General features: G+C 60.6%; 17 protein-coding genes and 1 pseudogene. 10 read left to right on the forward strand and 8 right to left on the reverse strand.

The genetic code is table 11. The annotated features are described in order from the left end of the window. Window positions 1–30: 30 nt before the first annotated feature. Window positions 31–2,889, reverse strand: coding sequence for an insulinase family protein (locus tag HS101_07430; protein MBE7506106.1), 2,859 nt, complete (start codon window positions 2,887–2,889; stop codon window positions 31–33). 380 nt (window positions 2,890–3,269) lie between these two features. Here HS101_07430 and HS101_07435 point away from each other — a divergent pair, with 380 nt between their 5' ends. Next, window positions 3,270–3,770, forward strand: coding sequence for a ferritin family protein (locus HS101_07435; GenBank protein ID MBE7506107.1), 501 nt, complete (start codon window positions 3,270–3,272; stop codon window positions 3,768–3,770). 99 nt (window positions 3,771–3,869) lie between these two features. After that, on the forward strand, window positions 3,870–4,943 hold the full coding sequence (locus HS101_07440) for an Mrp/NBP35 family ATP-binding protein (GenBank protein MBE7506108.1): 1,074 nt from the start codon (window positions 3,870–3,872) through the stop codon (window positions 4,941–4,943). A 68-nt stretch (window positions 4,944–5,011) separates the two neighbouring features. On the opposite strand, the gene HS101_07445 is transcribed toward HS101_07440, so the two are convergent. From HS101_07445 to HS101_07465, 5 genes and pseudogenes are all read right to left on the reverse strand, one after another. Continuing rightward, window positions 5,012–6,631, reverse strand: a complete 1,620-nt coding sequence (locus HS101_07445) for a HEAT repeat domain-containing protein (protein MBE7506109.1) — start codon at window positions 6,629–6,631, stop codon at window positions 5,012–5,014. Between the two features lie 84 nt (window positions 6,632–6,715). Continuing rightward, window positions 6,716–7,915 carry a prolipoprotein diacylglyceryl transferase gene (locus HS101_07450; protein MBE7506110.1) on the reverse strand — a complete coding sequence of 400 codons (1,200 nt, stop codon included), beginning with the start codon at window positions 7,913–7,915 and terminating at the stop codon, window positions 6,716–6,718. Between the two features lie 38 nt (window positions 7,916–7,953). Continuing rightward, complete coding sequence (locus HS101_07455) at window positions 7,954–8,799, reverse strand: pantoate--beta-alanine ligase (protein MBE7506111.1); 846 nt, start codon at window positions 8,797–8,799, stop codon at window positions 7,954–7,956. Window positions 8,800–8,884: 85 nt separating this feature from the next. After that, a pseudogene (locus HS101_07460) lies at window positions 8,885–9,196 on the reverse strand (TlpA family protein disulfide reductase). Between the two features lie 3 nt (window positions 9,197–9,199). Beyond that, window positions 9,200–9,397, reverse strand: a complete 198-nt coding sequence (locus HS101_07465; GenBank protein ID MBE7506112.1) for a redoxin domain-containing protein — start codon at window positions 9,395–9,397, stop codon at window positions 9,200–9,202. Between the two features lie 215 nt (window positions 9,398–9,612). Between HS101_07465 and HS101_07470 the strand changes: the two genes are divergently transcribed. Both HS101_07470 and HS101_07475 read left to right on the forward strand, forming a co-directional pair. Further along, window positions 9,613–10,932, forward strand: a complete 1,320-nt coding sequence (locus HS101_07470) for a PQQ-dependent sugar dehydrogenase (protein MBE7506113.1) — start codon at window positions 9,613–9,615, stop codon at window positions 10,930–10,932. Window positions 10,933–10,977: 45 nt separating this feature from the next. Continuing rightward, window positions 10,978–11,430 (forward strand): hypothetical protein, encoded by a 453-nt coding sequence (locus HS101_07475; GenBank protein ID MBE7506114.1) that lies wholly within the window; start codon window positions 10,978–10,980, stop codon window positions 11,428–11,430. A 20-nt stretch (window positions 11,431–11,450) separates the two neighbouring features. Here HS101_07475 and HS101_07480 read toward each other — a convergent pair whose 3' ends face one another. Then, window positions 11,451–12,095 (reverse strand): phosphoribosylanthranilate isomerase, encoded by a 645-nt coding sequence (locus tag HS101_07480; protein MBE7506115.1) that lies wholly within the window; start codon window positions 12,093–12,095, stop codon window positions 11,451–11,453. A gap of 63 nt (window positions 12,096–12,158) precedes the next feature. Between HS101_07480 and recJ the strand changes: the two genes are divergently transcribed. From recJ to folK, 4 genes are all read left to right on the forward strand, one after another. Next, window positions 12,159–13,970 (forward strand): single-stranded-DNA-specific exonuclease RecJ, encoded by a 1,812-nt coding sequence (gene recJ, locus HS101_07485; GenBank protein ID MBE7506116.1) that lies wholly within the window; start codon window positions 12,159–12,161, stop codon window positions 13,968–13,970. Further along, window positions 13,967–15,637, forward strand: coding sequence for a glycosyltransferase family 39 protein (locus tag HS101_07490; protein MBE7506117.1), 1,671 nt, complete (start codon window positions 13,967–13,969; stop codon window positions 15,635–15,637). The genes recJ and HS101_07490 overlap by 4 nt, the downstream gene beginning before the upstream one ends. A 75-nt stretch (window positions 15,638–15,712) precedes the next feature. Continuing rightward, complete coding sequence (locus HS101_07495) at window positions 15,713–16,885, forward strand: LL-diaminopimelate aminotransferase (protein MBE7506118.1); 1,173 nt, start codon at window positions 15,713–15,715, stop codon at window positions 16,883–16,885. Beyond that, window positions 16,879–17,370: a 2-amino-4-hydroxy-6-hydroxymethyldihydropteridine diphosphokinase gene (gene folK / locus HS101_07500; GenBank protein ID MBE7506119.1), complete on the forward strand. Its 492-nt coding sequence runs from the start codon at window positions 16,879–16,881 to the stop codon at window positions 17,368–17,370. The genes HS101_07495 and folK overlap by 7 nt, the downstream gene beginning before the upstream one ends. A gap of 184 nt (window positions 17,371–17,554) precedes the next feature. Here folK and HS101_07505 read toward each other — a convergent pair whose 3' ends face one another. Next, window positions 17,555–19,420, reverse strand: coding sequence for a beta-propeller domain-containing protein (locus tag HS101_07505; protein MBE7506120.1), 1,866 nt, complete (start codon window positions 19,418–19,420; stop codon window positions 17,555–17,557). Window positions 19,421–19,673: 253 nt separating this feature from the next. Here HS101_07505 and HS101_07510 point away from each other — a divergent pair, with 253 nt between their 5' ends. Further along, entirely contained in the window at window positions 19,674–20,513 is an 840-nt protein-coding gene (locus HS101_07510) for an alpha/beta fold hydrolase (protein MBE7506121.1), read from the forward strand. A gap of 135 nt (window positions 20,514–20,648) precedes the next feature. Next, window positions 20,649–22,424, forward strand: coding sequence for a methionine--tRNA ligase (gene metG, locus HS101_07515; GenBank protein MBE7506122.1), 1,776 nt, complete (start codon window positions 20,649–20,651; stop codon window positions 22,422–22,424). Window positions 22,425–22,444: the final 20 nt, after the last annotated feature.

The raw sequence follows: 22,444 nt of genomic DNA on the forward strand, positions 1-22,444 counted from the left end.
GATAGTGATTCATCCTGCCGCGCAGAATCGTCAACGCGCGTTCATCGAAACGGTATCCTTCTTTTTTCCACCCTGCTTGGAATCGTCATCGCCTGCTTTCGGAATGACGACCAGCCGGATCGCGCGATCATCCGTCATATACTTGGCCGCGACTTCCTTCAGTTGTTTGGCTGTGAATGTATTAAACACCTCGGGAAGCTGCTTCATCTCCTCAAGCGAATGCTTGCGATAGACCATCTCCCTGATCTGGGTAAACCAGAACTCCGGCTCCTTCATCCTGGTATCCAGGTCGATGATCACCTGCTTCTTTGCAGTCTCAACTTCTTCATCCGTCGGTCCATCCGCGGCAAATGCTCGCATCATCTCCAGGACCGTGTCCGCAAGCTTTTCCGCATTCTTCGGGTCAGTCGGCGCCGCGCCAAAGATCATCCCCAATCCGGGAATCGTCCGCGCCGGCTGGCTCTGACAGCCGATGCCATAGACCAACTGCTCTTCCTCGCGAATCCGCTTGGTAAATCGATCCGTGAGAATTCTCGTCGCCACGGTTAGCGCTCGGCGATCCATCGTGTCGCGCTCCTCGCAGCCGACGAAACCCGCCAGCACGATCGCCTTCGGCGTCACCGAATCGAACTCTACCTTTTTCTCATAGGGCCCATCGCCGCGATTGAGCTTCCTGAAACCATCCATCGCGGCGAAGTCGCTGGACCGCTCCGGCAAGGCGCCCACATAGGCGCACGCCAGTTCCATCGCCTTGTCCAGCTTGATATCACCAACGATTGTCATCTCGATCGCCGCCTTGTCGGTGATATGCCGCAGCCAGGCCATGCCCGCGTCAGGCGCGAGCTTCTCGATCTGCTCCGGCGTCAGGTCCACCAGTCGAGGATCGGACGCGAGCACGGTTTGCTCCATCGCAGTCACCAGCTGGCCCCCGGGTGTCTTTTTCGTCACCTCCAACTGCTGGATTCGCTGTTGCTTCCAATTGTCAAACGCCGCCTGTTCGATCTTTCCATCAGTCAGCAGCGCGTAAGCCAACTCTAATCCAAAGCCCAGATCGGCCGGCGAGCCGCTGAGCGAAACCGTGAGCGCATCGGTGTCAATGCTCCCGCCAAGCCGAATCTTCCGGCCGGTCATCAGGTCGCGCATTTGTGTCGAGTCGAGTCGCGACGTCGCGGGGTGGTTAAATGCGATCTCCGCCACCTCACTCACCCCATGATTTTCAGCCGTCTCCTCGATCTTCCCGCCCGGCATCACCAGGCTGACCAGCACCTTATCCTTCTCATAGTCCATGAACCGGTGATGTACGACGACGCCGTTGGAGAGGGTCGCGGTCGTAAACTTCAGCTCATCATCTGTTTCCGATGATACGACCTTCCCGGCCTTGGGCTTGGCCGCGAGGAGCGGCTGAGCCTTCGTCGCCTTCGTGGGTGCGGTTGTCTTCTTCGCCCATGCCTCCGAGGCAACCGCAAGGACATCGCTCTTCGAAGGAATCTCCAGGCCGTCCTTCTTCTCCGGCATCGCCAGCGTGTAGGCATAGTCAGCCGACTTGAAATTTGTCACGAATACCTTGTGGATCTCGTCGACCGTCACGTCGCCAAGAATCTTCTTCTTGAGCTCCAACTCCTGCTCGGCGGAAAGGATGGGCTCCATCTGGCCGATCGCCCGGCTGATGCGATTGATCAACATCGAAGCATCCAGCGTCGATTCTCGCTCGACAGCGCGCTCCGCGTTTGAGAGAAACTCCTCTTTCGCCAACTTCAATTCAGCGTCAGTGAATCCGTGCTCGATCGCTCGATTCGTCTCCGTCACCACCTGCGCTAGCATCTTCTGCCAGTCCTCCGGCTGTCCGAATGCAATCGCCGTCGGAAGAATCGCCTCGTGGAACATATCTCTGACAAATAGCCCGGACCCCCGGAACGACGCCTCGCCGCGATCCACCATCTCCCGCAGCCGCCGACCGACGATCCACGTGCCGATGTTTTCAACCTCATTGAATCGATAGTCCTTGACAGTCTTGATCGGCGCCCGCGCCGGCTGGATGGCCGCCATCATCACCTGACACATCACCTGCTCGGGGTCCGTCAGCACGAAGGCCCGCGCCTCCTTGGCCGGCTTGATCCCCGCGCCAGGCGGATCGCGCCGCGCTGCCCGCGCCTTGAACGTACCAAAGTACTTCTTCGCGGTCTTCACCATCTCATCGGCCTTGATATCTCCGATCACGATCAGCGTCATGTTCTCCGGCCGATACCAGGTGTTCCAGTAGTCGACGAACTCTTCGCGAGGAAACTCGGCGATCTGCTCTTCATCGCCGATCACGTCGTGCACCGCGACGCGCGACCCCGCGAACACGCTCTTCATCCACTCCTTTTGAATGCGCTCCATCGCGCTCTTCGACGCTCTCGACTCCTCGAGAATGACCTTTCGCTCGTTGTCGATCTCCTCATCAAGGAGCAGAATCCCGTCGGCGAAGTCACTGAAAATCGTCATCGCCTTTTCGACCGTCTCAGGCTTCGCATCCGGCATGAACAGCTTATAAACCGTCTCCTCGTGATTGGTATGCGCGTTCGAGTCCGCCCCGAAACGCATTCCCAGCTTGTTCATGTATGGAATCAGCTCGCCCGGCTTGAAGTGCTTCGAACCATTGAACGCCATGTGCTCCAGAAAGTGCGCCAGCCCGTTCTGCGACTCCGTTTCATTCAGAGCGCCCGTGTCGACATGCAGGAAGAACGCCGCGCGATCCGGCGGATTCTTATGCTCCCGGATGATGTACGAAAACCCATTGTCGAACTTCCCATAGACATTGTTCGGGTCGCGCGGCAGATCGTCGCCCGCCCGCAGTGTCCCCGCGCCCACCAACAACCAAAGCGAAGCAATGACGAATCTTAATCTCATTAATGGACGCATCGAATGCCCTTTCCAAGGAAGGAAAATACGCTGTCGCCCGCCCGGGCATTCATACGCCCGACAGGTTGTACCTTATCAGTTTAATCGTAAGTCACCCCATCGCATAATCCACACTTACCGACAGTTCTTCGCCAGGGCGACCCGTCACGGCGTGACCGCGTCCATGGGCACCGGCCTACAAAACCGAACTGCAACCGCCGCGCCCATGAAATCAGGCCGGATTCCGGCGATCAGCACCGGTTCAGGATCGCAGCCCCATCAAACAAAACACTCTTCTCAAGTCAGTAATCGAGGCTTGGTTCGAAATGCGGCTCCAGAAGCGCGGCGGCGGTTTGCAAATCAGTCACTGCGACCTGAGAATAGTATACATGAGCGATGCCCCTACCCCTGACGCGGCGGCCGGCCGCGGACCCGACAAGCTGCTTGCGATCGGCGCATACGGCGAAATGGTGGCTGCCTACCGCTATCTCGTTCTTTCCGAAAAAGCACCCAGCGAGAAGCTCCGCGTCGAATTCGCCGCAATGGCCGACGAAGAACAGGAACACAAACAGCGACTGCAGAAGCTCCTCGCCGACATGTACCCCACCGCCGATTTCGTACTGACCGCCGAAGACAAGGAATCCGTCGTAACCGGCCCGCGCCTTCTGGAGATTCGCACGGAAAACGACCTGGTCGAAGCAATGCAGATGATTCTGGAGACGGAGCGAAAAACGGCAAGCTTCTACGGGCATCACAGCAAGCTAATCCCGATTCCGCACTTAAAGTCGCTCTTTCACGAGCTGGCAGAAGAGGGGGCGGAACATTATCAGCGGCTTAAATCCCTGGCTCGCGAGGCCGGTCTGCTTTCGCCATCCAACGACCCGAGTTGATAGTCCCCCCGCGCGACTCAGCGTTTTTGTCTTGGCGATTTTTTCACCCTATACTTCGATAATTCCTTCCGAAAACTCCACGAACGAGAGCGAGCATCCATGAGTCTGACTCAAGAAACCATCACGACAGCCCTTCGGCAAGTCCAGGACCCCGAACTGCACAAAGACCTTGTGACGTTGAATATGGTCAAGAGCATCGCCGTCGACGGGTCCGCCGTACGGCTGGGTATCGAATTAACGACCCCGGCGTGTCCGATGAAGGACCACATTCAAAAGGACATCGAAGCGGCCCTCAAACAGATCGGCGCGACCAAGGTACACATTGAGTGGAGCGCTCAAGTCCGCTCCACCCCCAAACTCGCCGCCCACCTGCCGGGCGTCAAGAACGTCATCGCCGTCGGTGCCGGCAAAGGCGGCGTCGGAAAGTCGACCGTTGCTGTTCTCGCCGCCGTCGGCCTCGCCCGCGAAGGCGCAAAGGTCGGGCTTATGGACGCCGACGTGTACGGCCCATCCATTCCCAAGATGCTGGGGATCGAATTTGAGAAGCCGCGGGTGCGCAATGAGAAGTTACTTCCTCTCGACGCCTGCGGCATCAAGGTCATGTCGATCGGGTTCATGGTCGAGCCCGAGCGAGCGGTAATTTGGCGCGGCCCCATGGTCCACGGCGTTATCAAACAATTCCTGGAACAGGTCGATTGGGGCGAATTGGACTATCTGATCATCGACTTGCCGCCCGGGACCGGCGACGTACCTCTCACCCTCTCGCAGTCGATCCCGATAACCGGTGCGGTCGTCGTCTGCACGCCGCAGGAAGTGGCCCTGCTTGACGCGATCAAAGCCCTGAGGATGTACCAGCAACTCAACGTCGACATCCTCGGCATCGTCGAGAACATGAGCTACTTCCGCGCTCCCGATACAGGCACGGAATACGACATCTTCGGCCGAGGCGGCGCCAAGAAGGCCGCCGAGCGAGTCGGCGTTCCTTTTCTCGGCGAGATTCCAATCAACATCAGCATCCGATTGAGCGGAGACTCAGGCAGCCCCGCGGACGCTTTCGAGAAAGCGGATCAGGCCACGCGCGATGCCATCGTATCCTTCGTTCGCAAAATGGCGGGACAAGTGAGCATCAAGTCAGCAAGCGGCGCTGTCCCACTTGAGCTCAAGATCACCTGACGGAATCATTCACGCCCAGGTGATCGCCTGCTGCTTCCGGCGATCGCATTCTGACTCACGACGCCGCATTACTCGCGCGATTGCAGTCGCTCGATCGCTCGCTCGATTTCCCGGCGGATGTTCTGACTGAGTTCATGCTTCAGCGCCTTCCGAAGGGCAGCCACATCCGCCGGAGCTCCGATGACCCCAAGCGCTCGCACGGCCTCGGTTCGGACACCCTCGGACTCGTCGAAAACCATGAGATGCGAAATCTTCTCGACCGCCGACACGATCGAGTAGTGCTCCGGCGCCACACACGCCGCCACAGCCTGACAAGCGCGGCGTCGCACCGAAGGTTCCGGATCGTCGAGTGCTTTAAGCAAAGCCTCCGTGCTGATGCCGGCAGGACCGGCAGCCGAAAGGCCCGCAAGCGCCATCGCCCGAACGCGCTTGGACTTGTCCTTGAGCAAGCCTTGTACGCGACCAAGATCGTCGGGCCTGTCGCTCAATGCCAGCGCAAAGACGGCGTGCGCGCGAACAACGTCGCTCTTGTCTCGCGCTAGCTGATCGAGCTTCTCAGGGTACTCAGCGGAAAGTTTCTTGAGAATGCCCTGGGTCTTCTCAACGAGATCGTGCTCCCGACTGTTGCGAGCGGACTCCCATGCGAGAAACGTCTCCACGAGCGCTTTCTTAAGTCTCTTCGTCGAAAGACGCTCGCCGGCCCGACCAGGCGATGCCTGTCGCTGAAGCTCGACCACCGCAGGCTGCCATAGGGAATCCGGCCATCGCCCCAGGTATTCATCGCAAATGTGCTCCGCCGCGTTTGCGTCCTTCTTACGAAGCGCATCAAGCGCCCCGGCAAACGCCGTGAGCTGAACTTTGATCAACTCCTGAGCATCTTCATTCAGGAGCCTCATGTCGGTAAGACGACTGGTAAGTCTGATATCATATTCCTCGGCCGCGGAGCCACGCGCGCGCGCAAACGAAACTTTCGCATCAAGCTTCTGAAGGACACGGTCGGGCCGGGACCAGTGGATGATGATCTGCGCCTTCCCGAATTGATACTCGCGCTCCAATGACCCCGTAAAACGGCCTTCGACAAAAACCGTCAACCGCGCATGAACGTCGTCCTTGATCTTCGCCAGATCGACGAATTCAAAAGTCTGCGTCCCCTCAAAGTTGTCGAGCTTCAGATCGCGCTCCCATCGATGCCCGGCATCCAGCTTCTCGACCGGCCAATGAGCGAAGTCGAGGACCATCTGCATGATCGTTCGATTAACCGGATCGGAGAGCGGCGCCTGAATCGGAGCGTCCCGCGCCGTAAGCGTGGCGCTCTGAAGCCGCGTGCTGGGAGGCGGCAGGTTAAACAGCGCCGCGCTCGGGGTCGGCTTGATCTCCTTCTTGTCGCGATAAAGCTTGCGAACCTTCGCGGGCAGGTCGTCCGTCATTTGATAGACCATCACGCTGCCGGGCGTCGACTCGTCGATGTTGCATTGAGTAAGCCATGCCTGCTGAGAATAAACCAGCGTCTCCACGTACTCGGGCTTTTTGATCGTGCGCCGTGTCGTGCGCTTGATCGAGTGCCGCGTGAGATGGCCGGGCAGCAGATTGTTGCGAAAGCTCATTCGCTGCGCGGACTGACCCGGGACCGGCGCCGCCTGTCCGCCGAATATGACGGCCGCAAGTGCGAGCATTCTGGCATTTCGCATGATGAGGCTCCGCAAATCCCCCGATTGCAGGCTCGCCGGTGAGTCGTGTGCAAGGTCCGCGGTGTACCGCCCCACTGGATGACGCTACCTGCTGTTCGTGGCGGCTTCCTCGTCGGGCCATACGAACGGGGCAACGCGCGGGCTCACCATCGGCATCCTCTTATAGATTAGCACAAGCATGAGCAGCCCCGCCAGAAAAGTTCCCGCACTGATGGCCTGAGAGATGGTGACACCCCCCACATCAAGCGGATTATCCTGCCGGATCGACTCGTGAAGCACCCGGGAAACCGAGTAGAGCATCAAAAACCAGGGCAGAACGATCCCATGCCGCCTGCGATAATAGAAGAGCACAGAGAGAATCCAGCATATAAGTGCGGCCGAGACCGTCTCGTAAAGCTGCGTCGGATGAACGGGTTTCGAGCGAAAGCTTTTGGTCAATTCGTTCAATTCCGCCAGCGTAAGTCCGTACTTCTGGCATTGGCCTTCAACCACCCCGATCTTGGTGTTGGCGTGGGCCAAAACGGCCTTGTGGGCCACATCCTCGCGAGCTCGGGCAGCCGCATATTCAGGCGTGTTAACACCCGCGTCGTGAGCGACTTTCAGCGCCTTCAAAGATTCGGCGTGAACCTCTTGCAGGCTCTTTCGCGTTCTGGAATCGTCCGCCACGGCCTCGGCGATGAATTCCTGGGGCAATGGAGAAACTTCGCCCGACCGCTCAATCGAAAAGATCAGCTCCTTGGGAAGCGTGAGCTGCCCGAACTGGAATTGCTGTGCCATAGCCGGACTGCCATAGGGAAACTGCACGGCCCAGGGAAACTCCGCGCGCTCGACGGCCGGGTCGGAATGATCCACGCACACCGATCCCCAGCAGCATCCATTCAAAAAACATCCGATCCGCGTCACGGCGAGCCCCCACGCAAGCGACGGCGCCGCCATGTCCATGTACCACCGGGTGGATGCCTTTGCGATGAAGTGGAGATAAATGACGATCGCCGGAATTGTCAGCAGCGGACCGCCCCAGAACTCCAGGCCGCCGGCGCGAATGTCAAAGATCGCGGCGAACGGGTTGGACTGATTGGCAAAACGAGTGTCCCAGTAGTGCAGCACGAACATCAACCGGGCGCCCGCAACACCGAAAATCAGTGAGATGAAGCCGATGTTCAACACGATGTCGGGATTTGCCTTTGAACGGTCGGCGCGCCGGCAGGCCATCCAGATCGCCGACAAAAAGGCGATCGTCATCATGACGCCATAGCTCTTGACGTCGGCAAGCCAGTCGGGCAAATACGGAATCCTGAACATCGTCGGGTGCATGGGGCGTCCTATGGCAAGTTTACGAGAATGTTATCAATCAACCTGACGCCCGCCAACCGAATGGCCCCGGCGATCATCATGCGCGGCTGCGGCCCGCTCAATTCCGCCAGCGTATCCGGGTCCACGACGCTTAGATAGTCCGTGGAAACATCCGCCGCGCCGGACACGACCGACTTCATCGCGGCGATCACCCGACCCATGGACATCTCCCCGGCCTCGATCCGATCCTTCCCGGAACATAGCGCCTTATAGAGGAGTAAAGCGCCGTCCCGGTCTTCCGGCCGCAATCGGGCATTTCTGCTGGATAGTGCCAATCCATCGGCATCCCGCACCAGTGGACAAACTTGGATCCTCACCGCCATCCGCAGGTCTTCAACCATCCGCCGAATGATAACCGCCTGCTGGGCGTCTTTCTGACCGAAGTAAGCGATGTCGGGCGTCACAATGTTAAACAGCCGGGCAACGACCGTGCAGACTCCTTCAAAGTGCCCCGGCCGATAGGGGCCGCAAAGTGCATCAGCCAGCGGGCCGGGCACAACGCGCGTCTGATCTCCCGGTGGATAAATCTCCATCGTGTCCGGCACAAACAGGAGGCAAACGCCCGCTTCGGCGCAAGCCTTCGCGTCGGCATCAAGAGCCCGCGGATATGCAGTGAAGTCCTCGTTCGGCCCAAACTGCTTTGGATTGACATAAATACTAACGACGACGAAGGGATCGCTGGCTCCGGCGGCTGCGTGAATCAAGCTGACGTGCCCGGCATGCAGCGCCCCCATGGTCGGGACAAAACAGATCGTCCGGCCGGCACGACGCGCATCAGCGACCGCACCTCTTACTTCGGCGACGGTTCGTGCGATGAAGGGAATGCTGGGTGTTCCGATTGTCACGCCGCATGTTTTACTGCCGCTCGCCGACGCCTTCCAGCGTAAGCCGTAAAACTGTCTATTCCTTGAGCAATTCCTGAATCCGCTTCTCGATGTCCTTCATGCCGGACTTCGAGAAACCGACCTCGTCAAAAGCGATGCGGCCCTCTTTGTCGATCAGGAAATTATGCGGAATGGACTTGCCCGAGTAGCTCTCGCGAAGGACGCTTTGGCCGTTCAGCAGCACGGTATACCCCAGCTTTTCCTTGCTGACGTACTCTTTGACCTTCGCCTCCGGCTCATCCCAGGCGTTGACCGCGAGAAGGCGGAAACCGTCCTTCTCATACTTCTCTACAAGTGCCTTGAGGTGCGGAGACTCCGCACGACAGGGCGGTCACCCGACGGCCCAGAAGCAGATCATCACAACGTGGCCCTTGTGCTGGGCCAGGGACACTTTCTGTCCGGACAGATCGGTTAGCTCAAAGTTGGGAGCAACCTTGCCGGGCGTTCTCTGCGATTGGGCACATCCTCCGGCCAGCATGAACCCGAGGCCCGCCGTGAGAATTTTCTGCGCGAACACGTTTGTCTTCATGATTGAGAGTATAATTGTGAGTAAGGCTGAGTCGCAAGCTCTCCCTAAAAAAATGCCCTCGCCTATCCGGATTCGCTCCGGTAGAACCTCCGATTCCAACCATTAACCGCCGCCGCAATCGAGGAACCCCAGGAATGGAGATTCCATTTTCGTTGACTCTCGACCGACATTCCCGTCACAAGCAAGCCACCGTTGCCTCTCGAACGCGACGACGCATGTTGAGCGTCCTCGTGCTCATTCCCCTGGCGACCGGTTGCACCCTGTTGGAGGCAATCCTCGGACTTCTGGGGGGAGGTGGTCCGCCCCCGACCACACAAGTCGGGCTTGAACTCATCGCCGATGGCCTCGTCGCGCCGGTCGGCCTGGTGGCCCCGCCCGATGGCTCAAACAGGTTGTTCGTCATAGATCAAATTGGCAAGATTCGAGTAATCGACTCGTCGGGCAAACTGCTCGACAAGCCCTTTCTCGATCTCGCCGACCGGATGGTCGCCATCAACACCAGCTTCGACGAGCGCGGCCTCCTGGGCCTCGCATTCCATCCTGACTATGCCAATAACGGCCGCCTCTTCGTCTTCTATACCGCGCCGAAACAAGCAGACATTCCCGCCGGGTTCGATTCTGAATCGCACATCTCCGAGTTTGCGGTCCTGCCCGGCGACGCGAATTGCGCCGACTCAACCAGCGAACGCATCGTGCTGCGATTCGGCAAACCGCAGGCCAACCACAACGGCGGACAACTCGCCTTCGGGCCCGACGGATTTTTATATATCGGTGTCGGTGATGGTGGCGCCGCAAACGATGAAGGCACGGGACACAATCTGACCATCGGCAACGGTCAGGACAAAAACTCCCTGCTCGGCAAAATCCTCCGCATCGACGTCAACGGCGCATTGCCGTACCAAGTGCCCCCCTCAAACCCCTTCGTCGCAGACCCCAACGCCCGCGACGAAATCTTCGCCTGGGGCCTGCGAAATCCCTATCGGTTCTCATTTGAATCAACCGGACAGAATCGACTATTCGCCGCCGACGTCGGACAGGCGCTCTTCGAAGAGGTCAACATTGTGACACTCGGTGCAAATTACGGCTGGCGCATTCGAGAGGGCTTCTCTTGTTTCGACCTGGACAATCCCGTCGTCCCCTCTCAGAACTGCGATACCCACGCCGCCGATGGAACGCCCCTCACCGACCCCATCCTGCAATACCCCCACAGCGAACCCGCCGGCGGCCCGCAGGGCTCGGCTGTCATCGGCGGATTTGTCTACCACGGCAACACGCTCCCCCTCGTCGGACAATACATCTTCGGCGACTACAGCAAGGGGCCGCCCTTCGCTGACGGTTCGCTCTTTGCCGCCGAAGAATCCGCCGAGGGCGCCTGGTCGATGCGGGAAGTCGGCGTTCGCGATCGTCCCGATCTTCGATTCGGCAGATTCATTCTCGGCTTCGGGCAGGATGCCGCGGGCGAACTCTACCTCCTGAGTTCCGCGAACCTCGGACCCACCGGCGAAACCGGACAGGTGCATCGGATAATTCCGTGAAGATCAATCAACATCAACCTTTTGGGCTCGCAAAAGGGAGAAACCATGAGATGCTTCGTCGTCACCATCGCCCCCATCCTCATAACCCTGGGGGCTCTCTCCGGATGTGACACAACCATCGTCCCTGGCGGCCTGCCTTCAGACTCTGATACCAACGACAAGGACCCCGGCGTCTCCTTCGCCAACGACATCCAGCCGATCTTCACGACACGCTGCGCCGCCTGCCATCGCGACGGCGGAGCAGCCGCCTTGCCGAATATCGCCATGCGACTCGATCAAGGCCAATCGTTTGCATCTCTCGTGAATCAACCAAGCGGACAAAACGCAGGCGTCACCCTCGTCATCCCGGGCAATTCATCCAACAGCCTGCTGTTCCAAAAAGTAAGCTCGCCCGTCCCCCCAGTCGGCTCGCGCATGCCCCTCTTCTCAAGCCCGCTCGATCAGGCGGAACAAGACCTAATCCGCGACTGGATCGACCAGGGAGCGAAAGACAACTAGCAATCGACGTGACTCAATCGCTAAGTTCTGCCCTTCCCAACCGCCGCCACAAAGCGCCCTATCGCCTCGGCATCCTTGATACCGGGCGAAGATTCGACGCCGCTTGAAGCATCCACCGCCCATGGATGTATACGGCGAATCCCGGCCGCAACATTCGCGGAAGTCAGTCCCCCGGCAAGAATGATCGGCGGGGCGTCATCCAGCGCCCCCGCCTCGCGGGCCCCGGCAACGAGGTCCCAGTCAAAGCGCTTTCCCGTCCCGCCGCGTGCCTCGGGATTGAATGCATCCAGCAGAACGCCGCACACGCCGGCGTCCGCGAACCGGCGCACATCGTCAACGAACGCCTTGTATCGCACCGACATCGCCTTGATCACGCGCAGCCCGCCAAGCTGACCGACCATCGCCGGCGGCTCGTCGCCGTGAAGCTGCACCGTTGAGATTCCCACCTCTGCAGCGATCCTGAGGATCGTCGCCGCCCGTGAATTCACAAAGACCCCGACCGCACTGACGAAGGGCGGCAGCGATGCGACAATCTCCCGCGTCTGCCGCGTCGAAACGCGCCTGGGCGAATCCGCAAAGACAAGACCGATCGCATCCGCGCCCGCCTCGGCGACCGCCATCGCATCTTCAAGTCGCGTGATCCCGCAAATCTTGATTCGCACCATGTGAATCGTCGCCTGATAAATCCGAGCCGCCCGGTTTGCCGTCGGCCGAAGACTCAGCGTACCATGCAGACGATCAGCGGGGAACACGCCCGCTACCCGCGAATTACAAAGGACGCCGTCATGCCCAAGGATTGGGTCATTCCACCACCCGCCGCCCAGCGCGACGACCTCGCCCGAACGCTCCGCATCTCGCCCATCGTCGCCCAGGCCCTGTGCAATCGCGGCGTAACCGATGCCGCCGTCGCCCGGCAGTTTATGAAGCCGCAATTAACCGACATGCTCCCCCCCGAGGCCTTCCCGGCGACCATCCGAGCCGCCGAGCGAATCTGCGACGCCGTGAGCGCCGGAAAAAAGATCGTCATCTTCGGCGATTACGACGTCGACGGCGTCACCGCGGTGTCAATTCTATGGCACTGTCTGACCATCGCCGGGGCTTCTCCCGGCTTCTACATCCCCCATCGCCTCGAAGAGGGCTACGGCATCAGCGCCGACGCAATCGGCAGCCTCGCCGATGACGGCGCCCAACTCATCATCAGCGTCGATTGCGGCATCACCGCGATTGAGCCGGCAAAACTCGCCCGCCGGCGCGGCGTAGATTTGATCATCACCGATCATCACCAACCACACCGCGACGCCAACGGAAACCCCCAACTGCCGGACGCAATGATCGTCCATCCCGGCGTCACCCTGCCCGGCGATCCCGAATACCCCAATCCCCATCTCGCCGGCGCAGGCGTGGCCCTCAAGCTCGCATGGGCGATCGCCCAGCGCGTCAGCGGAGCGGCAAAGGTCCGACCGGACCTGCGCGACTTCCTCGTCGACGCCATCGGCCTGGCCGCCATGGGCACCGTGGCCGACGTCGTCCCGCTCATCAGCGAGAATCGCATCATCGCCCACCACGGCCTCCTCGGCCTCCCCCAGAGCAAGCTGGCGGGCATACAGGCACTGCTCCAGATGTCCGGCGTCACCGGACGCAAACTCGAGGGCTATGATATCGGCTTCAAACTCGGTCCACGCCTCAACGCCATCGGCCGCATGGGTCACGCCCGCCTCGCCGTCGAGATGCTCACCCGCGCTAACCCCGACGAAGCCATGAAGATCGCCCAACACCTCGACCAGCTCAACAAGGACCGCCAATCACTCGAGCGCCGCATCTCCAACGAAGCCCACCAGATGGTCGCCGACACCGGGCAGGATTCAGACGCCGTTCGCGCCATCGTCCTGGCATCCCCCGGCTGGCACGCTGGCGTCATCGGAATCGTCGCCGGCCGCATCGCAGAGTCGTTCGGCAAACCGACCGTCATGATCGCCATCGAAAACGGCACCGGCCAGGGCTCGGCCCGAAGCATAAAAAACTTCCCGCTCGATCGGGCCTTCGCCGACTGCGCCGAACACCTCATCCAGTACGGAGGCCACGCGATGGCGGCAGGTCTGAAGATCGAGGCCGCAAAGGTGGACGCCTTTCGAGATGCCTTCGCCGCCCGCGCAGCCCAGCTCCTCACCTCGCGCGACATGCAGTCCAAACTGACGATCGACGATCAAGTCTCCCTGGGCCAGCTCGATGAACCGCTCGTCCACGACCTGTCGCGGCTCGAGCCGTTCGGCACCGGAAATCCCGCCCCCCTCCTCGCCACCAGCGAACTGGAAATCGTCGGCGAGCCGCGCACCGTCGGCGGCAAGGGCACCCATCTGCAAGTCACGCTGGCCGAGGGACGCAGGCAGTTCAAAGCCATCGCCTTCGGTCAGGCCGCCCTCAAGCCCGCGCTCCTCGATCATCGTCGATGTCGCGTGGCCTTTCGGCCGATCATCAATGAGTGGAACGGCCGACGAACAGTCGAAATGCAGGTCGTGGACTTTCAGTTCGCCCAGGCATGACCGAAAACACTTCTACCGACATTCCCGCCGCGTCGATGGGCTCCCGTCGCTGCGATCTCATCGCCGCGATTCTCATCCTCATCGCGGTCCTCCTCACCGGTGCTCCAGGCATCACCGAAGGCGGCCTCGGCTGGTCTGACGCCCCCAACCACACCTTCGACGGCGTATTCGTATACGAGTTCTTCCGAAACTGGCCCCTCGATCATGCCCGCGAATGGGCGGAACAGTTCTATCTTCGCTATCCCGCACTCGGAATAATCGTCTACTACCCGCCCGGCTTCGCCGTCGTCGAGGCCGGACTCTTCGCAATCTTCGGCGTAAACATCGCAGTCGCACGCGCGACCGTCCTCGTCTTCGCATTCGGCGCAGGCTGGCTCATGTACCTGCTCGGCCGCCGATGGTTCGACCGCCCCACCGGCCTCCTCGCCTCACTGCTTCTCATCACATGTCCGCACGGACTCTTGTGGATGAACGACGTGATGCTCGAGTGGCCGGCGACATTCTGGATTCTCGCCTCCGTCTGGACCTACGAGCAGTACCGACAGGCGCATCGTCCAATCTGGGCCATCGCGCTGGCGGCAGCGATCGTCATGGCATTCATGACCAAGCAGACGGCAGGCTTCATTCTCCCTGTACTGCTCGTCCAGTCGCTCTTGCAACCCGACCGCCGCAAACATCTCCTTAGGCCGTCGCTCATCGCGAGCATCATCGTCGCCTGCGCAATCATCGGCGCATACATCCTCTTCTCGCGAAAGTACACCGCCCTGCCATCGCAACTCTTACGGGTATCGTTCGATTTAACCGGCCTGGCCCATTGGCCGGCGGAAATCCTCGGCTGGCCGCTCGTGCCCATTGCCCTTCTCGGCCTCCTCACTTTCATCATGAAGCCTGACCGCGGCCCCCGCGCACTCCTGCTGCTGTGGTTCGCCGCATGGACCGGCTTCAGTCTCTCCATCGCCGCAAAGGAGCCGCGCTACCTGTTCTTCTCGATTCCTCCGCTGGCGTTCGCCGCCGTCCGATTCGGTTTCGTCTCAGAGTCATCCGAAGGCTCGAAGAACACCCTCTCCTGGTCATCCGCCGCGCCGCGACTCGCGCTCCTGAGCACCCTCGTTTTCGTGCAGGGCGTCCTCGCTCGGTCCCACGACACAGGCCGGTTGCCCGACCACGCCGCCGCCGTGGCGAAACTGGTCGACCTTGGAAACGCCGACCTCGTCCTCATCGACGCGGTTCGCGACGGCCAGTTCATCTTCGACGTCTATCAAAACGCCGCCGCGCGAGACAAAATCATCCCGCTCCGCGCCAGCAAGTTGCTCTACGCAAGGGCCGCCCGCGAAAAATACGACTACCAGCAATTCGTCGACTCGCCCGAGGAAATCGTCGCCCTCTTCAATCGCTACGGCATCCGCTACGCCGTCATCGAGTCTGAATATCCGACAACCCCCTATGCCGACGCCGATCCGCCTCCGCGCAAGATGCTGCGAGAACTATTGGCGCACGATGCCCGATTCGCCCTCGTCGAGTCCTGGCCGATGAAGTGCGGCGATCCCATCTGGGATTCCGTCAAACTGCAACTCTACGAATACCGCGACTGCCCGCCGCGCACCCACAAGAAAATCAAGCTCTCAATCCCCGCCATGAACCGCGAAGTGGAATTGGAGCTTCCCTAGTTCGTTGACGCTGCATCCGCCCAGTTCGTACAATCCGCCGATTGGAAGTATTGGAATCTCTCGCGGAGTCTGTCCATGCCTTTTGAGCGCCCCGAGCGGCTCGCCGTCCTGCCGCCCTATCTATTCATCGACATCGACCGCAAGAAGCGCGCCGCCATCGCCGCCGGAAAAGACGTCATCGACTTCGGCGTCGGCGACCCCGATCGGCCCACACCGAGATTCATCATCGACCGCATGGCCCAGGCCATCTACGACGCGAAGAATCACAAGTATCCCTTCGATACCGGCGTGCCCGAGTTTCGACTCGTTGCCGCCGACTTCTTCAAGAAGCGCTTCGGCGTCACCCTCGACCCGCAAAAGGAAATCATCGCCCTCATCGGCAGCAAGGAAGGCCTCGGCCACCTGCCGCTTGCCGTCATCAACCCCGGCCAGATCGGCCTGATCCCCACGCCCGGCTATCCCGTCTACAACGCGGCGACCATCTTCGCCGGCGGTGTTCCCTACGAGATGCCGCTCCGCGAAGAGAACGGCTTCCTTCCAGACCTCGCCGCGATCCCCGCCGACGTGCTCGATCGAACCGCTCTGATGTTCGTCAACTATCCCAATAACCCGACCGGCGCCGTCGCCCCGTTGGACTTCTACGAGCGATGCGTGCACCTGGCGAAGAAGCACGACTTCATCATCTGCTCCGACGCCCCCTACACCGAGACCTACTTCGACGACAACGACCGCCCGCATTCAATCATGGAAGTCGCCGGCGCGATCGACGTCGCCATCGAAATGCACTCGCTCTCCAAGACCTTCAACATGACCGGCTGGCGAGTCGCCTTCGCCGTCGGCCATCCCGAAGTGCTGGCCTCACTCGCCAAGGTCAAGGGAAACATGGACTCCGGCGTCTTTGGCGCGATCCAGCATGCCGCCATCACCGCCCTGGAAGGCATTGACCGACCCGAGGTCGCCGAGATTCGACGCATCTACAAAGAACGACGCGACGCCCTTGTGCCGATGTTAAATAAGTACGGCTTCGCCACCGAGCTTCCCCGGGCGACCTTTTTCGTCTGGTCGAAGTGTCCGGAAGGATACGCCTCGATGGAGTGCGCTTCGAAATTGCTGGAAGAGGCGGCCATCGTCGCCATACCAGGCATCGGCTTCGGAAAAGCCGCCGACAAATACGTGCGTTTCGCCCTGACAGTAGAGAAGGAAAGAATCGCTGCGGCCCAGTCGCGGCTGGCGGGGATCAAGTGGTAAACGGTCGCAGAAAAAAGCAAAACGCGTACATCGCCCTGGGCTCCAACCTCGGACGCAGAGAACGAAACATCTCCGCTGCGCTCAACGCTCTCGAGACGACCAAGGAAATCGATGTCGCCAAGGTCTCCAGCCTCTTCGAGACCGAGCCGGTCGGCGGGCCGGACGATCAGCCTCGATTCATCAACGCCGCCGCGCACCTTCGCACGACCTTGTCGCCTGAGCGCCTATTAGCCGTCTGCCAGCAGATTGAAGCGTCCCTGGGCCGCAAGCGCGAAGTTCCCTGGGGACCGCGTACCATCGACCTGGACATCCTCATCTTCGGTGACGAAATAAGATCCGAGCCTGAAATGATGATCCCCCATCCCCTCCTCCACGAGCGGCGGTTCGTCCTTGAGCCGCTTGCAGAGATCGCGTCTGACCTCGTGCATCCAACGCTCGATCAGACCATTCAGCAGCTCTACGATGCCCTTCTGGCCGCTTCATAGACCTGCCACGACCGTTCCAGGTCCACGGTGCAAATCGATTGAATCTCATTATTCCCGGTCAAAGGTCGCACGCTCGCGGAACTACTGAGAAATGACCCAGATAGACCCTCGCGTTGGCTTTGGATTGCGTGATATCCGCTGGAGTTTCTCTCTTAGATGGATCGCTCAGTCAACTCTCGCGCCCCTAGGCGACGGAGCGTCTCCTACCTCGCACATAGCTTCTCCCGCCCAATAGGGCCGCAGAGACGATCACAAGCGGCAGAACCCCCATCGCTCCGCACATGCTCTGGAACAACGAGAGCCACGGGAAGAATCCATTACCAAATCCCGGATCGATCGGGCCCGGAAAGTAGTAGCCACAATCCCCGATCGCAAAGCGCGACATCTCATCAGGTGTGAAAAACGCCACGCTTCCCGTGGCCGCCGGCTTGTCACGATCGGTGATATCGACTGTCTGAAAGCCCGCCTGAGACAGTGAAAAGACTCGGCTGCCCACAACCCCCACGCGCTCGACACGGCCATCGTGCTCGAAGAATCCCCTCTGCGAAAGTGCCGCGTCGCTGAAATCGACAAGCTGCACGCCGCTCTTGCACTGCGGAACGTAATAGTCGCGGACAATCCCCTGGCCGTTCGGCCCCCCCAATGGAACAGGATCGCCGGAATACTCATAATGGGTAAACGGAACCGCGATCAGGCCGAGCTCGTCGACGATCTTAAACGCCTTCTCGTCATAGACTGCCTCCGACTCCGTGAAAGAGCCCGGCGGACCCAGAACGACTCGACCGATCTGAGTCGGATTGGTGGGGTCTTCGACGTTGTAATACGCCACGGCCGGCCGCCGCCCGTCGGTGTCATCAATACCAATGGCAATGAGCCGATCGCCCCGCGGCTCGATGTGCGTCGAGAAACCCGGCACTTCAAGCTGACCGCTGACCGAAGGCGCCGTCGGATCGCTCAGATCAACCACGAAAAGCGGATCCACCCGCAGAAACGTGACAACATAGCCCTTTACGCCGTCGAATCGCACCGCCTCCAGTGACTCGCCCTGTATGACTTCGACCTGGCCGAGCGCGACGACGTTGTCGAGATCGGCAAGATCGTAGGTGAATACGCGCACCTTTCGGAAGCCAAATCCCCCCGACTCGGTGGCGATCCGAAATACGCCGCCGAAATCATCCATATAAAAGCGATTGCGAATCGCGCCGGGCACATTGAAGAATCCGCGCACGTCGATCACCCCGGTCGCATCAGTGATGTCCACCAGTTGCACACGGGTCATCGACTGGCCGGAGTTTACATCGTAATTGCGACTCGCGACCGACAGAAGCGACTCGCTTACGTGCATTTCCAGTCCCGCCCCCGCAAACGTCTCGCGCTGAACGGGAACGATGTTGGCCGGGTCGGCCACGTTGATCGACGCGACAAAGCCCTCATCAACATGATCGTCGCCGCTCATGGAATCGAATTCGTAGGGAATCAGGGTTCGTCCGACGACGTAAATCACATTCCCGACGCGCCGACTATCGTTGGCGAAGCCAACGAGGTTGATCTTGCCTTGCAGCGCCGGCGCTGCCGGATTGCTCACGTCAATGATCGCAAGCTGGCTTCCGTCAAAGTCCGGCGCAGGCGGCGGAAACACGTCCGGCGCGATCGACGAACTCGCGCCGATAGGACCGCCCTCGATATAGGGAAAGTAGTAATCCGCACTCAACAGGGCAAAGACCTGCGATCCCACGACATACATCTCGACGCCGCGACCGCGAAGGTCGAACTGCCCGAGAATCGACGGCGCATCAGGATTCGCCACGTCGATGATGATCAGACCTTTGAATCGATTGAGCGCATACACGCGGTCGCCGACGACCTTGACGATGTCGGCATCCTCAATCTCGCGCGCAGCGAGCCCGGCGGCGTCGGCCTCAACCTGCGGCAATGGATTGCCCGCCGGCGCGGAAAAAGTTCCGCCCGTGCCATCGGTTGCAAGTCGCTGCGCATCGCACGCGCCAGTAAGCAGCAATGCGACCGCCGCCGACAGACACAGTCTGATCAAACCGCCAGCAGAATTCCGGAGACTCTGTTCGCAAAACGAAGTTCGGGGAGTCATTTTGTTCGACCCTTGGGCGAGGAGGGACTGTGCAGGCGGGGGTGCAAACCCGAGGCGGGTTGCAAAACCACCACAGGCACCCAATAGCATATCACGTCCGCGCTCCATAACAAGTCGGACCGGAAAAAAGGCCCCTATCGGGTAAACAATCCCCGATAGGTCTTTGATACCGACAGCAACCTGCCTTAGTGTCTTATCCATGCTCCAGCCCTGCATCGAAACGCTTCGCTATTCCGACGGCTACCGCGCCGCGGTGCGATGGTGGCGCCCGCCGGAGCCGCGCGGCGCGGTGCTCTACTTTCACGGGATTCAATCGCACGGCGGATGGTACGAGATGTCCGGCGCCCGACTCGCCGAGGCGGGCTTCACCGTCCTGATGCCCGATCGCCGCGGCAGCGGGCTCAATCAGGCCCAGCGCGGTCACTCGCCGTCGATCGAACGATCGGTGCAGGACGCCGAGGAGAGCCTCAGCGAAGTCCTGCGAATCTCGGGAAAGCCCGCGGCGCATCTCGTGGGCGTCAGTTGGGGCGGCAAGCTCTGTGTAGCGCTGGCCGCGAAATTGCCGGAGCAGGTCGCGACGATGTCCCTGATCGCGCCCGGCCTCTTTCCGAGAGTAGACGTCTCGGCCACGGAGAAGATTCGCATCGCCCTCTCGATCGTCAACGACCGCGAGCGCGCCTACGACATCCCGCTGAACGACGCGCGCATGTTCACCAACAACCCCGAGCGGATTCGCTTCGTCGAGGGCGACCGACTGAAGCTCGCACAGGTCACCGCGGGATTCCTGCTGATCTCGCGGCGACTGGATCGCAGCACGTCGCGGCTGGCCGAGTCGGCCTATCGAAACCCCGTTCATCTGCTGCTCGCGGGACACGACAAGATCATTCACAACGACCGCTCGAGCGACTGGCTGCGCGATCTGCCTTCGCCGGATCGGCAGATCACCATGTACCCCGAGGGGCACCACACCCTGGAATTCGACGCGGACCCGACGGCATTCATCGAGGATTTGTGCGCTTGGATCGCCCAGCGCGCCTGACCGCGCGCGACGGCGATATCCGATCCATCCAAGTCCTGGCGGATATCCGGGGCGTTTTCGCCCTCGCATTCGCTGCTTTGCGCAGATCGGAAACGTCCGTAGAATCAGCGCCGTTTCATTCACCCTGGAGTTGTCATGGCGAAACGCCGCTTTCTCATCACTGCCGCCCTGCCTTATTCGAACGGCCGCCTGCACGTCGGTCACGTGGCCGGGGCCTATTTGCCCGCCGACATCATGGTGCGCTACCTGCGCTCGCGCGGGGACGACGTCCGGTTCATCTGCGGCAGCGATGACAACGGCGTGGCCATTGAGATATCCGCCCGCAAGGAAGGCACGACGCCGGCGGAGCTTTGCAGTCGGTACAACAAGCGGCAGGCGACCGACTTCGAGGGGCTGGGGATTCACTTCGACATCTACGGCGGCACGCACCAGCCGCAGTTCGTCGAGCTGCACAACCAGTTGAGCCAGGATTTCTTCAAGACCATCCACAAGAACGGTCACTTCGTGAAGCGGACGACGGAGCAGCTTTACGACGTCCAGGCGTCCAAGTTTCTGCCGGATCGCTATGTCAACGGGGCCTGCTATCACAAGATGCCCGATGGCAAGCCGTGCGGCAATCCCGCGGCGCTGGGCGACCAGTGCGAGCAGTGCGGCAACAGCATTGACCCGCTCAAGCTGATCAACCCCATCAGCACCATCACCCAGACGACGCCGGAAAAGCGCACCACGACGCACTGGTATCTCCAGTTGGAGAAGTTCCAGGGCATGCTGGCCGACTGGTTCAGCCTGGTGTCGCTCGACTGGCGGCCGATCGTCACCAACTTCGCCCTCGGTTCGATTCGCACCGGCCTGCCCGAGCGGGCCATGACGCGCGACCTGGAGTGGGGCGTGCCTGTTCCGCTGGAAGACCCGGACGCCAAGGGCAAGGTGCTGTACGTCTGGTTCGATGCGCCCATCGGATACGTGAGCTTCACGGCGGCCTTGTGCCAGGAGCGCGACGGCGATTGGCGCAAATACAAGGATTGGTGGCAGAGCCCGGACTGCGAGATCATCCATTTCATCGGCGAGGACAACATTGTCTTTCACGCGCTGATCTGGCCGTCGATGCTGCTGGGCACGCAGTTCACGGCCGCGGAGATCGCCGCGCGCGGCAGCAACTACACCAAGCCGAAGGACGAGGGCTTCTATCAGCTTCCGACGAACGTGGTGGCCAACGCCTTCCTGAACATCAAGTTCCCTGGTCGCGAGGAAGAGAAGATCAGCAAGAGCCGCGGCACCGCCGTCTGGATTGAGGACTATCTTAAATCATTCGATCCTGACCCCCTTCGTTACTACCTGACCATCAACGCGCCCGAGTCGCAGCGGACGGCGTGGAGCTTTGACGAGTTCGTCGAGCGGAACAACGCCGAGTTGATCGCGACACTGGGCAACTTCGTGAATCGCTGGCAGAAGATCGTGACCGAGGACTTCGGCCGCAAGGTGCCCCCGGCGGAAAAATCCGACGCGCTGGAGAAAGAACTGCTCGACATGATCCGCGAGCTGCCCAATGAGGTCGCCGACGAGATCGAATCCACGCGATACAAGGCGGGCCTCGGCCGGGTGATGGAGGCCTTTCGGGCGTGCAACCGGTACATCGACACGCGGGCTCCGTGGACCTCGCGAAAGACGGACATGGCCCTGTGCGCGGCGACGGTGCATACCTGCATCCAGGCGGTGCGCACGCTGGGCGTCCTGCTCGAGCCGTTCCTGCCGTTTGCCAGTGAGAAGATTCGCGTCTCGCTGAATGTGCCGAAGGAGCAATGGACCTGGGCCACGGCGGCTGAACCACTGGCAGTGGGCCACACGCTGGGCCCCGCGCCGGAGGTTTTGTTCCGGAAGCTGGACCCGAAGGAATTCGCGCCAACGGAGTAGGGGCGGAGGCGGGCACCGAA

It is taken from the genome of Planctomycetia bacterium, from assembly GCA_015075745.1.
GTDB lineage: Bacteria > Planctomycetota > Phycisphaerae > UBA1845 > UTPLA1 > UTPLA1.